The following is a 12,452-nucleotide window of genomic DNA, read 5'->3' on the forward strand; positions in this document are numbered from 1 at the left end:
CAAGTTGGTTGGGTTAATTTTTCTGGAATTAATTGCCCCTTATCTCCCCGTCGTCAATTTTCTCCAATTCCAGAATTGCCCTGTTGCCCCCCTGACCCTGGCGATCGCCTGTTACGGTAGAAAGTTCAATGGTGAGAAATTGAGGGGAATTTTTAAAGATGGATATCACCGAAGCAGACCTAATGTGGGCTGTGGAACAAGAATATTTATCCGCCGAGCAGGCACAGCAATTGTGGCAGGCCTGGACAAAGTACAAGGGTCTGCCTGCCACAGAAGGGGAAAGTACGGTTAATGACTCTCCACCCTTACAATTCGACTTTGCCAACGTGGCTTTCTACTTTGGCGCCCTGATTGTCATTGTGGCCATGGTTTTTCTCGGCACCTTAGTCTGGGACGCCCTCGGGGGATTTGGTCTGTTCACTGTGGCGGTGTTATATGCCGGGGTTTTGACTGTAGTGGGTCACTGGCTTTATTTCCGGCAAAAATTAACCGTCCCCGGTGGTTTATTAATTACCATTGCTGTCTGGATGACTCCCCTCGCCATTTATGGGTTGCAACAGGGCTTTGGCTTAATTTCCCTCGAAGACCCCTCTGTTTACCGCAATTTACCCACTTGGTTAATGAGCGGTCGTTTTCCCCTGGCCATGGGTACCATTATTGTCAGTTTATTAGCTTTACGATTCATTCACTTTCCCTTCCTCACCTTTCCCCTTGCCTTCTGTCTCTGGTTTCTCTCCATCGATATTCCTCCCCTAATTTATGGCGATGCCGTTAGTTTTATCACTGCGGCCCGCATCACCCTTGGCTTTGGCATTGTCTGTTTGGCGATCGCCTATGGGGTGGATTTGCGCTGGCGACGGAGTCAAGGAGATTACAGCTTTTGGCTTTATCTTTTTGGACTGATCAGTTTTTGGTTTAGCCTTTTGGCCACAGGGGAAGACACGGAATGGTACCGACTACTCTTTTGCTTAATTAATCTGGGCTTAATGGCTTTGTCAATTTTGCTCAAACGACGGCTGTTTATGGTGTTTGGCGTAATGGGGGTATTCGGTTACATCAGTTATTTAGCTTTCCAAGTTTTTGCCGATTCCATCTTGTTCCCCTTTGCCCTGTCTGCCCTTGGTTTAGCCATTATTGCCGTTGGTGTGCTTTATCAAAAACACTACCGCTCTGTGGAAGCATATTTTGACGACCTACTGCCTCCCTACTGGCGCAATTTTCTTCCCCGGGAACGTTAATTTCGCCATGGGATATTTATTTCTATCTGAAGATTCAGTTAAATTCTTAACATTCATAAACTCTTTGTCGATAGTGTTACCGCCCTTTCATCAGTCTAGGTGGTAAAACGAAGATAATTACGACAAAAAACTTGGTCTCCTCAGGCAATTATCATCCCCTTAAGCTTGTTAAATAAACAACAGAAATCCCTCAATAGCTGAGGACTGCAAATCACAGTCAGCCAACGCTTTGACTATCTTTGCCGCTGGCCTAGCGGTGTCAGTCTGCGGAGCAACCTTAAGACCCAAACAGAGTAGATCTGCGGAGGCAGGTGCTATGGAGCAGAAACCTAAATCGTGAGGTTTAGGAATTCTCTGGTTAAAGCCAGAGTGAGGATGTCAATTAGTGTCTATGTTATTGATGTAGAGTTCCTCAATTACAGCACCATAGGCACTCGAAGGATCTAATCGACGGGTAACCTAGAGCCAGGTTTTGGAGCACTGCGGCGAATCTTGGTAGAATTCAGAGGTTAGTTTCGCTGTAATCATCAATTAGAGAAATACATGGGTGGACAGACGCTCGCAGAATCTTCCCAAATTTTGCGCCAAGAGGTATTGGGAGCCCGTCGCTTCAGCAACGTTTTCTGGGCTGGAATTTCCAGCATTGGTGGTGTGGGCTTTCTTCTGGCCGGTCTTTCGAGCTACCTTGGTCAGAATCTTTTGATTGTTAGTGACACCAGTGGGATACAGTTCATTCCCCAGGGAGTCGCTCTGCTCTTCTATGGCGTAGCGGGTAGCATCGTCGCAGGTTATCTCTGGTTGACCATGGCCCTGAACGTGGGCAGTGGCTACAATGAATTCAACAAACAGTCTGGTAAGGTAACGATTTTTCGTTGGGGCTTCCCCGGCAAAAATCGCCGCATCGAATTGGTCAATGAAATTGCCGATGTCCAGGCAGTCAAAGCGGAAATCAAAGAGGGAGTCAACCCTAAACGGTCCTTATATCTCAAAGTTAAACAGCGGCGGGACATTCCCCTCACCAGGGCCGGACAACCCATTTCCCTTTCCCAGTTGGAAAATCAGGGGGCCGAGCTAGCTCGCTTTCTGGAAGTTCCCCTGGAAGGTTTGTAGGTAACTTTGGGATAAAGCCCCCACCAGCGATCACGGAGATTATCGGGAGATTAGACTTTTATGCGGATTTTAGCCAATATTAACCGAGCCACTTGGTTTGTGGGTGTTTTTTTTGTAGTCAATATTCTACTCACTGCCTGTAACCAACCTTCTGCCAATTCTTCGGCCCAACCTTCCCCTACGGAAACCGGTAGTCCAGCGGCCCAATTGGCCATGGATAATTACAAGGACTACAAACCCCGCCTGAATGGCAAAGCTACCGTGGAAATGATGGTTAACGGCAAGCCGATCATCGTTGAAGTGGATGGGGAAAATGCTCCCGTGACTGCTGGCAATTTTGTTGATTTGGTGGAACAGGGTTTCTACAACGGTTTAGTTTTCCATCGGGTGGTGGATGGCTTTGTGGCCCAGGGGGGAGACCCCAAAGGTGACGGCACGGGGGGTTATGTGGATAAAAATACCCAACGTCCCCGCAATATTCCTTTGGAAATTAAAATTGACCCGTCAGTGGAAAATGCTCCGGAAGAACCGCTGTACGGTCAGCCGGTGGGGCAGCAGGGCGGTTATAGCAGTCCCCCGGTGGTGCTTCCCCATAAAACCGGCGCAGTGGCCATGGCCCGTTCCCAAATGCCTGATTCTGCTTCTTCCCAGTTTTATTTCACCCTCTCTGACGAAACGAGCTTCCTAGATGGCGACTATGCCGTATTTGGTTACGTCACCCAGGGCATGGACGTGGTACTAAATATTAAACAGGGCGATAAAATCCAATCGGCCAAAGTGATTGAAGGACAAAATAATTTACAGAGATAGATGGATAGTTTCACCGCATTTTCCTCTGGGCCCAAACAATTTCTAGAGTCCGAGGCCACTACCCCCTACGCTGATGCCGCTGTGGTGGTGGTGCCCATTCCCTACGAGGCCACCACGTCCTACCGTAAGGGCTGTCAGTATGGCCCAGGGGCGGTGCTGGAAGCCTCAGACCAGTTGGAAGCCTACGATGAAGAGTTGGCCACTTCCCCTTGCCATGATTTGGGCATTTACACCTGTGTGCCTTTGGCGGATAGCAATAAACATCCTGCCCTGGAAGGGGAAGCCATGTTGAGCGAAGTTTGTGATGGCATTGTGCCTTTTTTGCGGGATGGTAAATTTGTTGTGGCGATCGGTGGGGAACACGCTATCACCACTGGGGTAGTGCAAGCGATGCAAAAGGTTAATTCAGATCCGTTTACGGTGGTGCAGATTGATGCCCATGGGGATATGCGCTATGAGTTTGAGGGGTCCCGTCATAACCATGCTTGCGTGATGCGCCGGGTACTGGAGTTGGGTTTGCCTACTCTGCCGATCGCCATCCGGGCCATTTGCCAGGAAGAGGCGGAGTTAATTAAGGAAAAAAATATTCCTGTGTTTTGGGCTAGGGAAATGGCCGATAATCCCCACTGGATTGACCAGGCGATCGCCAGCATTGCCACGGATAAGGTTTTCCTCACCATTGATATGGACGGTTTTGATCCAGGTTTCCTGCCGGGGGTAGGTACCCCAGAACCCGGGGGGCTGGGTTGGTATGATGGGTTGAAATTTTTCCGTCGTCTTTTTCAAACTAAGCAGGTGATTGGTTGTGACTTGATGGAACTGGCCCCGGTGCAAGGCTCGGTTGTATCAGAATTTTCCACTGCTAAATTGGCCTATAAATTAATGGGGTATTGGGGAGAATCCCAACGAAGAAAGTCTTAAGTCTGTACTCAATACATAAATCAGGACAACAGGGGCTTAATGGTTTCCGTCACCGATTGGGCCAAGCTTGGCAAATGGTAGCCTCCCTCTAGACCCAACAGCAGATAGGGACAGATTTCCAGCAGATGGCGGCTCATCATGGCGTAGTCTTTAGGGGTCAAATTCATGTAGGCCAGGGGATCAGCCTGATTGGCATCATAACCCGCACTAACCAGCAATAAATCTGGTTTAACCTGCCGTAAAAAAGGTAACACCTGGTCTGCAAAGGCCCGTTGGTAAACTTTGCCGCCACCGCCGGGGGCGAGGGGAAGATTGAGCACATTATTATATTTGCCCCGATCGCCGGCCTGACCCGTACCGGGGTAACAGGGAAACTGGTGTAGGGAACAATAGAAAATTTGGGGGTTATTTTCCACTAATGCTTCAGTGCCATTGCCGTGGTGTACGTCCCAATCCAAAATCGCCACCCGGTTTATTCCTGGCTTAGTCAAAGCGTAATGGGCGGCGATCGCCGCATTGTTGAGCAGACAAAAGCCCATGCCCCGGTCCCTTTCCGCATGGTGCCCTGGGGGACGGGCCAGCACAAAGGCCGATTCCCGCTGATTTAAGCAATGGTCAACCCCATCTAGCCAAGCCTGCACTGCCAAGCGAGCCACATCATAGCTCTGGGGAGAAACAGGAGTATCAGCATCAAGGGAACCACCACCACTCTGGGCTAATTTTGCCAACTCGCTTAAATACCCCTGGCTATGGCATTGGAGAATGTACTGGTCTAACCCCGGCTGGTCGAGGGAAGGTCTTTGCCAATGGAGATAATTGGCCCCTGGCATTTGACGCAACGCACTGGCGATCGCCGTCAGCCGGGCAGGACACTCCGGGTGAGTGGGGCCGGTGTCGTGGTGTAAAAACTCTGCGCTGTAAATAATGGCAACCATGGTGGGAGGAGGGTGAAATGGAGCGGAGAAAGCAGGGCAAAAAGTTTGGTAAACCCCTCAGCCATTGCCCCAGGGCCATAACCCACCAATGCTATTCTAGGTAGAGTATTGAGCCAAATTTAAGATCGAGGCAGTTTAGGCTATGCAAGTTAATAATCTCGGCTTTATAGCAAGTATTTTATTCGTGTTGGTGCCAACGGTTTTCCTGTTGATCCTGTTTATTCAAACTGGTAAGCAAAGCGAAAGCTAGGGCCCAGTTAACCATTGCCAAACGGAACAGAGTCTGGGGCGGAATTGATCCAGCCCCTTTTTTCTGTGCCAATTTTCCTCTGAATTTCGGCAAATACTCACTTTAAAGTCGGACTTAAATTCCCTCTTTGCGGGCCAGGAGCACTGGACAGGGAGCATTAACCCGAATGTAATCCGACAGGGAAGTGCCCAACAGTCGGTCTAAATCCGGCAAGCTCTTGGCAATGGAAGGTCGGCGATCGGGCGAACCCAACAGCATCAGATCAACGTTGTAATCCTCCGCCAATTCACACAGCTTTTCCCCTGGTTTACCCCCCGTTACCGTAGAACGATAGGCAATGCCCAAACGTTTCGCCTTGGCGATCGCCGGGGCCAGTACGGGATTTTCTTCAATTTCCTGGCGGGAAAGGGGCAATAAATCCGGTTTGAGATCAGGGTTTACCCGGGCAAGGATTAATTCTCCTTCGGGGTAGTCCCGCAAAAGAGCCAGGGCTAGATCCAGCGCATATTCCGCCGCCGCCGATTTATCCAGAGCCACCATGACCCGTTTAATCCGTTTAACGTAAACATCATCCTTCACCAACAGCATGGGGTGATTGGTCAGTTGAAACACATACTGACTAACGGAATTTTCCAAAATGGCTTCCAATCGTTTCAGGCCCCGGGAACCCATAATGATCAAATCCGCATCGATTTCATTGGCCACGTCACACACCACTCCCTTGGGATCCCCCTGGCGCAACATGGTGGAAACTTTACTGGGGTCAATGGCCACCTCCTGCATCAGATCCGCCAGAATTTTGCCCCCCTCAGCCCATTTTTCCGTGAACGCCTCTGTGGTTATTTGGGGCGGCACCACGTGCAAAATTGTGATGGATGCCTTTTGCACCGCTGGAAAATCCATCATGGCCTTGAGCATTTCTTGGGTTTGGCTGGTGCCGGAGTCTGCGTATAAAATTTTTCTAAGCATGATAATTGAGTTCCTTGAATCGGTTCAGGGAGAGCCCCACCGTGCCGTGGAAAATGGTAATGGTAAGCTCTCCTCGGTTAAGCCTTATCCCTTCAGAATAAGGCCAATGCAAGCGGAGAAATTTAACGACTTGTTGCGGACTTTCTCAGCCTTGGCAGACTTTGATTTCAAGGCGATCGCCAACGTAATGCCAACGGGGGCCACTATAATCGAGGACAATTCAAGATTGTCGCCAGCCGTTTCCGACCACTTAAAACCATGAACGTCATCGTAGATTTATGCGTAGTACCCTTAGGTGTAGGGGTTTCCGTCGGTCAGTATGTGGCCGCCTGCCAAAAAGTATTAATTGAAGCGGGACTGAAACATACCATGCACGCCTACGGCACCAACATCGAGGGGGATTGGGACGAAGTTTTTGCGGCCGTTAAAGCCTGCCATGAAGCAGTACACGCCCTGGGAGCCCCCCGCATCACATCCAGTATGCGTTTCGGCACCCGTACCGATCGCCCCCAGACCATGGAAGAAAAGGTCCAAAGCGTGGAAAACTGGCTGGAAAATTCCTAAGCTCTGGTTTCGCAACTTTTAGCCGGTGCTTAGGGCAACCAATGTTTCTGGCCGTAACACAGGCCCTCGGGGCCATCAAATCCAATAAATTATGGCTGAACGTATTCAAAAATTACTCTCCCAGTGGGGCATTGCCTCCCGTCGCCATGCGGAGGAAATGATTCTGGCGGGGCGGGTCAGTGTCAATGGCAAAGTGGCAAAGCTGGGGGATAAAGCCGATCCCCAACGGGATTTTCTAGCTGTAGATGGAAAACAAATTAAGGCTGATAATCGCCCCCGGGACATTTACTTACTGATCAACAAACCGAGAGATGTGCTGTCCACCTGTGATGATCCCCAGGGCCGGAAAACGGTGCTAGATCTACTTCCCCAGGATTTACAGCGGGGCAAAGGTTTGCATCCCGTCGGTCGGTTAGACCGCAATTCCACCGGCGCTCTCCTCCTTACCAACGATGGAGAGTTAACCCTACGGCTGACCCATCCCCGCTACCATTTGCCCAAAACCTATGACGTGTGGTTAGAGGGCAATCCCAGTGACGAAGATTTAGAACAATGGCGATCGGGCATGGTGCTGGATGGCAAAAAAACTTTACCGGCCACCTTGGAAGTAATTTCCGAGACCAAAGACCGGATTCACCTATTAGTTACCCTAACGGAGGGACGCAACCGCCAAATTCGTCGCCTGGCCGAAGAGTTGGGGCTCACCGTGTTAAAGCTCCATCGTCGCACCATCGGTCCCCTACAGTTAAATACCAGGGGAAAAGTGTTGGGCAGTGGACAATTTCGTTTTCTTAGCCCCGCGGAAATTCGACTATTGAAAAAACAAGTTAATCTCCGGTAGGCTCCGCACAATTGTATTATTATTGTTGTTGAGTTCCCCTATTTTTCCCCACTATGACCCGTGCCAAATTATTGCAACCAGACCTAGTCTTGGGCAAAACCATTGTGGAGCTGTCGCCGGCCATTCTCGATCGCCATGGACTGAGGGGGCTAGTGTTGGATGTGGATGAAACCCTGGTGCCTTTTCGGGGGGATCGGGTTTCCGAGGAGCTCCAGGCCTGGATTGATCCCATTAAGGCCAAGCTGCCCATTTGGTTAGTGAGCAACAATATGAGCGAGTCTCGCATTGGGGGAGTGGCCCAAACCCTGGATTTACCTTTTCTTTATGGGGCGGCCAAACCGTCTCGCCGTAAACTGCGCCAAGCCATTGCAGAAATGCAGTTGCCGGTGGAATCCGTTGCCATGGTGGGCGATCGCCTCTTTACCGATGTGCTAGCGGGGAATCGCTTGGGCATGTTCACCATTTTGGTGGAGCCAATGGAGTTACCCGGTAAACCCCTCTACCCCTGGTCGATCAGAAACATAGAGGTTTGGCTGTCGCAAAAATTAGGGGTTACTTTAAAGGGTATTTTCGAATGAGTTGCCCCACCGCTAAGGGGAACAAAATCTGATTGCCAGTGGTTTTTGGCGTCAACCCCCCTCGGTTATAACCTTGTTACAAAACTTAATCAGAAATAATTATGAGAATTATAAAGAGAATCTTAAATATAGCGGCGATCGCCTGGGGATCAGCCATAATTGATCCAACGAAATAACAAGGGGTCACCTTTATAAAGACCCTTAACATAATAAAAACGATGGGGATCAGGTCATTTTGGCTTGATCCCTTTAAAATTGCGCCAATTTAGCTGAAGAATTATTCTTTGGATTTTCTTCCACTGGCCAGCCCAAAAATGTCAAGAAAAGCAAATAAAGTTGGGGAACAATTGTCAGCCATAATCCACGGTCAACGCTAGCGGATTATCCCTTGGGTGACGGGGCGAATATCACTACCATCGAAGGTGCCGGGGTTACCGCTCCAGTTGAAGTCACTGATGCGGAGGTTGATCGAGCCCACCTGGAGTTGGGGGTTGTAGCGCAGTTGAATGTTGTAGGTACGGCGGCTATATTCCAATACGTAATCGGTGCTGATTTCTTCGTTGGCAGTCAGACTATAGGCACCCTGCACCCCAAACCGCAGTGGGCCGTAAATCTGTTGGGTTAGCCCAAAGCTAACTATCTCCGTGTCAGCAAAACGGTCGAAGAAAAATGGTGATGCATCGCCCCGAATACCCTGGGAATAGGCAATGTTAAAGCCGGTGTAGTCAAAATAGGGTTTGGAGAAATTGCCAAATTGTCCGGAAAAACCGACGGTGCCGGTGAGGGAAGGTTGGGTACTGCCATCGCCGTAATAACTGCCTACGCCGGTAATGCCAGTGTTAAAAACCACATAGGGCACCACCACATTGGGGGTATAGCGCAGACCTTCCTCCGCAGTGGGGGGGAGAGCTTCTCCGGCCCAAAGCACGAAGTATTTAGTCAGGGAAGCCGCTCCCTGTAAACGCATCAGAGTAACTAGGTTGTTGCCGCTGGCAGGGTTAATTAATTCCTGGCGATCGGTGCTGGCTTCCACACTTTGGATCGAGGCTTGGTAGTTGAGGGCGAAGCTAGGGTCTTCAAAGGGATAGATGGTGGGCGAAACCATAATGGCCCCCACACTACTTTGCACTGTTTGGAAGCCGAGGGAGCCATTGTATAAACGCTCACGGTAGTTATATTCAAACCTTAGATCGTAAGGATTAGCTAAATCCCCCAGCTTATTTTGCACCGCCAATTTAGCTCGCAGGGAATCGTCAATGGCGTCTAAATTAAGGTTGGAGAAGTTGAGGGTATTAAGTAAATTAACCCGTTCGTTAAAGTTGACATTCAGCTCCGTGATTAAACCAAAGGCGGCGGGACATAGGGCACAAACCTCCGCATCACTCTGGTTAGCTAGGGGAAAAGCGTCGGGGAAAAAGACTTTTTGCACCAGGTATTGGGGTTTGACCTGAAAAGTGACATTTTCCGTGTCGATGGGGGTGAAATTCCCCTGGACGTATAAGCCACCCCGGTCTTCCCCGTCATAACCAATGCTGATCAATCCCGGTTGGCGGTCACGGCGATCGATGGTGAGGCGGTCTTGGAACGGCAAGGATGTTTTTTGATCTAGCAGCACCCGGGAACCGGTCAGTTTTAATTCATCTACTTCCGGGGCCACATTGTAGTAATCAGCGGTTTCCGCCTGCACCTCCAATTCAGGGGGATTAAAGGGATCATTGGTGATGCGGACTTTTTTGGCCCGCCAACCATCGGCGTCGAAGTCTACTTGCTCTGCTTGGAAACGGAGGCGATTGACTTGGCCACCGGTATCCGTTTGACTGGCACTCTGGGCCCCCGGGGTACTCGCTCCAATGCCGGCCCGAAAGCCTTCTTGTCCCACCACATTGGTGACTGGTTGGTTGATGGCTAGGCGATCGTTCAAGCTTTGGTTGGAGACAATGGGGTTGCCAAAGTCGACGGGGACGGTTTGGGCAAAATCCCGGCCGGTGCTGGGCTGGTAGATTTCGCCGTTGGCATCGTAAATCACCCCTTGGTTAAGGACAAAGAAGTATTCAAATCTTTGCCCCTGGAGAATTTGTTCCCCCCGTTTCAAGGTGACATTCCCCTCAGCTACCGCAAACCGATCAGGCAAATTAACCCGCAGGCGATCGGCTAGGAGTAGTCCATTGGCAAAACGCATGGTGACGTTGCCGGTGGCGGTGACCACTTCCCGGTTGCTATCAAATTCCTGGTGATCGGAAATTAACTCGATTACTTCTGGAGCAATACTTACTTCATCTTGCTCGGTGGCTGGAATGGGGGAGCTATCCAGGAATTGATTTTGCTCTGGATTATTCTCCGTGACTGCCGGGGCAGGAGATGGTTCTGGCTCAATTTCGAGAATTTCACCGATCGCCTCTTGCCCAGCTTCAATGTCAATTTCCTCTGTGCTGGTGGGCCCTGTGATCACCTCTAATTCTGATTCACTGGGGGCGGTGATGGTGTATTCACGAATTTCTCCGTCCCGAGACTGGCTGATAATTTTTTTTGCCGTACCAATGGGAACCCCCACTGATTGGCCTCCAACTGTGGTGCTTGTGGCAATGGGGGGACTTCCCAGGATAAAACTGGAATTGGGGTTGGGGTAAAGATCCTTAGCCGATGCCTGGGCGATCGCCGGGTCTGCCAAGGGAGGGGTGGACGAGGAGGAAGGCGCCCCGTCAGTTGCCAGCATTTCTTCAGTCTCCCTCGGACTGATCACTTCAATGGGTACCGGAGGAGGGGGAGGGGAAACAATAGGGGGCATTTAAATCGACGAGCTAAACGCCAACGCTAACATTTGCTTTGGGTGGACTGAGATAAAGCTAAAGCTAACTGGGCTTGGTTAACAAGGGGGACGATCAATTGCCAGAAATCGTTTCGTCTGTGGCCCCAGTGACAAAAAACTCTCCGGTGGAGGAGAGCAGTCAGGTTCCAATCTACCCTTGGGGTAAAAATTAGTCCAGGGAAAGAAAGGGAAATTTTTTTAACCAGAGTTTATTCAAAATCTTTGCGGCCAGGGTTCCGGGTGGGGTCACTGGAGAGGAAGCCAAAGATGAACAGGGAAATAAACAGGCCGACAACGATATAAACAGCAATTTTAAGGGTTAACATAAATTCTCCTTGTTAAATGCAAAGGCGTGACAAAGCTCAACTGACAAAAAATTTTGGCGCAAAAATCATTATACCTTGCCTACTCTACCCCATTTCGGTCTAGGCTTTGGGAGAATGGCAGGGCAATTTTTGCCACTGACGAGGCTAACCATGGGCTTTAACAATCTTGATCATTTATTAGCTCTTCTCGGGCGATCGCCCGAGTGGGAAAAACTGCGTCGCTATCAATTAGTGCAGAAAGCTTGGCAAAAAGTAGTTGATCCCCGCCTGTGGGAATGTACCAAGCCCCTGGGCATTCAACGGGGGGTGCTGACAGTGGCGGTCATTTCCCCGGCCCTGGCCCAAAATCTCCAACTCCAGCGCACTAATCTTCTGGCCAAACTGAATCGGGAGTTGCCAGAACCGCTGACTGATCTGCGGCTTTCCCCCCTCCATTGGCATCAACAACATCCGGGTCGACAACCGGAAGCCTCCGCCCCCATGGGCCGTCCTGTCCCTCCTGCCATTGGCGATCGTCCGCAGAAGCCCACCAACGCTGAGCAAGCTCTGGAGCAATGGCTCACAACACTGAAAAAACGGGCCCAAGTTTTGCGGGAATGTCCCCAATGTCACAGTGCAGTTAATCCGGGAGAAGTAGAGCGTTGGGGACGTTGTCGTGCCTGCGCTAGGCAACCCTGGCAGGAAATTCTTTCCCAGTCTCGACCGGAAAAGGATGGGCGCCATTAGCTTGCTTCATGGCTGGAAAACTAGTCTAAAAATATTGCTATTTTTAATCTATAGGTCTAGAACATCTTAATCTAACATTTTGATTTCCTTCATCACAAAGTCAATTCTGCCCAATCCCTTAGTTATTAGGTTAGACACTGCGGGGTTTATATCTAAGTAATAATCCTATCCTGATTGGACTCCTTTGTTTAGATCCCAGAGGTTGATCTAAATATTCTTACGAGTTTTCCCCTTTATAGATTGCCAATGCTTATAGAACGGCAGTTTTTGTGAAAATCAAAAATTTCCACCATTTGACATTTTTGCAGATATCAGTGAATACTTTGAATTTTTTTTGGGTAGAATGGTAGAAGTGTCGGTAAACACGGAGAGATGATA

At 49.9% G+C, this 12,452-nt stretch carries 14 protein-coding genes; 9 read left to right on the forward strand and 5 right to left on the reverse strand.

Features of this window, described 5'->3' with window-relative positions; translation table 11 throughout:
* Positions 1 to 28 precede the first annotated feature (28 nt).
* On the reverse strand, positions 29 to 169 hold the full coding sequence (locus tag D082_RS18480; protein WP_158506483.1) for a hypothetical protein: 141 nt from the start codon (positions 167 to 169) through the stop codon (positions 29 to 31).
* Between D082_RS18480 and D082_RS01820 the strand changes: the two genes are divergently transcribed.
* The 4 genes from D082_RS01820 to speB all read left to right on the forward strand — a co-directional run bounded on the left by D082_RS01820 (position 159) and on the right by speB (position 4,079).
* Positions 159 to 1,238, forward strand: coding sequence for a hypothetical protein (locus D082_RS01820; RefSeq protein WP_028946640.1), 1,080 nt, complete (start codon positions 159 to 161; stop codon positions 1,236 to 1,238). The two genes, D082_RS18480 and D082_RS01820, sit on opposite strands and share 11 nt — an antisense overlap.
* Positions 1,239 to 1,781: 543 nt before the next feature.
* Positions 1,782 to 2,348, forward strand: a complete 567-nt coding sequence (locus tag D082_RS01825) for a photosystem I assembly protein Ycf4 (protein WP_028946639.1) — start codon at positions 1,782 to 1,784, stop codon at positions 2,346 to 2,348.
* A gap of 60 nt (positions 2,349 to 2,408) precedes the next feature.
* The gene (locus D082_RS01830; RefSeq protein ID WP_028946638.1) at positions 2,409 to 3,158 is read left to right on the forward strand and encodes a peptidylprolyl isomerase; all 750 of its coding nucleotides are present in this window, start codon (positions 2,409 to 2,411) and stop codon (positions 3,156 to 3,158) included.
* Positions 3,159 to 4,079 carry an agmatinase gene (gene speB, locus D082_RS01835; protein WP_028946637.1) on the forward strand — a complete coding sequence of 307 codons (921 nt, stop codon included), beginning with the start codon at positions 3,159 to 3,161 and terminating at the stop codon, positions 4,077 to 4,079.
* 20 nt (positions 4,080 to 4,099) lie between these two features.
* Here speB and D082_RS01840 read toward each other — a convergent pair whose 3' ends face one another.
* Positions 4,100 to 5,014, reverse strand: a complete 915-nt coding sequence (locus D082_RS01840; protein ID WP_028946636.1) for a histone deacetylase — start codon at positions 5,012 to 5,014, stop codon at positions 4,100 to 4,102.
* A 142-nt stretch (positions 5,015 to 5,156) separates the two neighbouring features.
* Here D082_RS01840 and psbM point away from each other — a divergent pair, with 142 nt between their 5' ends.
* Positions 5,157 to 5,264: a photosystem II reaction center protein PsbM gene (gene psbM, locus D082_RS17540; protein WP_010871338.1), complete on the forward strand. Its 108-nt coding sequence runs from the start codon at positions 5,157 to 5,159 to the stop codon at positions 5,262 to 5,264.
* A 114-nt stretch (positions 5,265 to 5,378) separates the two neighbouring features.
* Here the strand turns inward: psbM and D082_RS01845 are convergent, their stop codons facing one another.
* Complete coding sequence (locus tag D082_RS01845; RefSeq protein ID WP_028946635.1) at positions 5,379 to 6,233, reverse strand: universal stress protein; 855 nt, start codon at positions 6,231 to 6,233, stop codon at positions 5,379 to 5,381.
* A gap of 258 nt (positions 6,234 to 6,491) precedes the next feature.
* On the opposite strand from D082_RS01845, the gene D082_RS01855 reads away from it, so the two are divergent.
* The 3 genes from D082_RS01855 (at position 6,492) to D082_RS01865 (ending at position 8,216) form a co-directional block, all read left to right on the forward strand.
* A complete protein-coding gene (locus tag D082_RS01855; protein ID WP_028946633.1) occupies positions 6,492 to 6,797 on the forward strand; it encodes an MTH1187 family thiamine-binding protein in 306 nt (101 codons plus the stop codon).
* Positions 6,798 to 6,888: 91 nt separating this feature from the next.
* Entirely contained in the window at positions 6,889 to 7,638 is a 750-nt protein-coding gene (locus D082_RS01860) for a pseudouridine synthase (protein ID WP_028946632.1), read from the forward strand.
* A gap of 53 nt (positions 7,639 to 7,691) precedes the next feature.
* Positions 7,692 to 8,216, forward strand: a complete 525-nt coding sequence (locus D082_RS01865; RefSeq protein WP_028946631.1) for a YqeG family HAD IIIA-type phosphatase — start codon at positions 7,692 to 7,694, stop codon at positions 8,214 to 8,216.
* A gap of 373 nt (positions 8,217 to 8,589) precedes the next feature.
* Here the strand turns inward: D082_RS01865 and D082_RS01870 are convergent, their stop codons facing one another.
* Entirely contained in the window at positions 8,590 to 11,001 is a 2,412-nt protein-coding gene (locus D082_RS01870; RefSeq protein WP_028946630.1) for a DUF3769 domain-containing protein, read from the reverse strand.
* A gap of 230 nt (positions 11,002 to 11,231) precedes the next feature.
* Complete coding sequence (locus D082_RS01875; protein WP_010873313.1) at positions 11,232 to 11,348, reverse strand: photosystem II reaction center protein I; 117 nt, start codon at positions 11,346 to 11,348, stop codon at positions 11,232 to 11,234.
* A 150-nt stretch (positions 11,349 to 11,498) separates the two neighbouring features.
* Between D082_RS01875 and D082_RS01880 the strand changes: the two genes are divergently transcribed.
* The gene (locus D082_RS01880; protein WP_238546794.1) at positions 11,499 to 12,074 is read left to right on the forward strand and encodes a DUF721 domain-containing protein; all 576 of its coding nucleotides are present in this window, start codon (positions 11,499 to 11,501) and stop codon (positions 12,072 to 12,074) included.
* Positions 12,075 to 12,452 lie beyond the last annotated feature (378 nt).

Origin of the sequence: Synechocystis sp. PCC 6714, from assembly GCF_000478825.2 — a bacterium.
In the GTDB taxonomy this organism is placed as follows: domain Bacteria; phylum Cyanobacteriota; class Cyanobacteriia; order Cyanobacteriales; family Microcystaceae; genus Synechocystis.

Bases quoted from the DNA above. Each gene is read 5' to 3' on its own strand.
- D082_RS01880 (WP_238546794.1), top strand. From the start codon at position 11,499: ATGGGCTTTAACAATCTTGATCATTTATTAGCTCTTCTCGGGCGATCG.
- D082_RS01870 (WP_028946630.1), bottom strand. From the start codon at position 11,001: ATGCCCCCTATTGTTTCCCCTCCCCCTCCTCCGGTACCCATTGAAGTG.
- speB (WP_028946637.1), top strand. From the start codon at position 3,159: ATGGATAGTTTCACCGCATTTTCCTCTGGGCCCAAACAATTTCTAGAG.
- D082_RS01830 (WP_028946638.1), top strand. From the start codon at position 2,409: ATGCGGATTTTAGCCAATATTAACCGAGCCACTTGGTTTGTGGGTGTT.
- D082_RS01820 (WP_028946640.1), top strand. From the start codon at position 159: ATGGATATCACCGAAGCAGACCTAATGTGGGCTGTGGAACAAGAATAT.
- D082_RS01875 (WP_010873313.1), bottom strand. From the start codon at position 11,348: ATGTTAACCCTTAAAATTGCTGTTTATATCGTTGTCGGCCTGTTTATT.
- D082_RS01845 (WP_028946635.1), bottom strand. From the start codon at position 6,233: ATGCTTAGAAAAATTTTATACGCAGACTCCGGCACCAGCCAAACCCAA.
- D082_RS01825 (WP_028946639.1), top strand. From the start codon at position 1,782: ATGGGTGGACAGACGCTCGCAGAATCTTCCCAAATTTTGCGCCAAGAG.
- psbM (WP_010871338.1), top strand. From the start codon at position 5,157: ATGCAAGTTAATAATCTCGGCTTTATAGCAAGTATTTTATTCGTGTTG.
- D082_RS01865 (WP_028946631.1), top strand. From the start codon at position 7,692: ATGACCCGTGCCAAATTATTGCAACCAGACCTAGTCTTGGGCAAAACC.
- D082_RS01840 (WP_028946636.1), bottom strand. From the start codon at position 5,014: ATGGTTGCCATTATTTACAGCGCAGAGTTTTTACACCACGACACCGGC.
- D082_RS01855 (WP_028946633.1), top strand. From the start codon at position 6,492: ATGAACGTCATCGTAGATTTATGCGTAGTACCCTTAGGTGTAGGGGTT.
- D082_RS01860 (WP_028946632.1), top strand. From the start codon at position 6,889: ATGGCTGAACGTATTCAAAAATTACTCTCCCAGTGGGGCATTGCCTCC.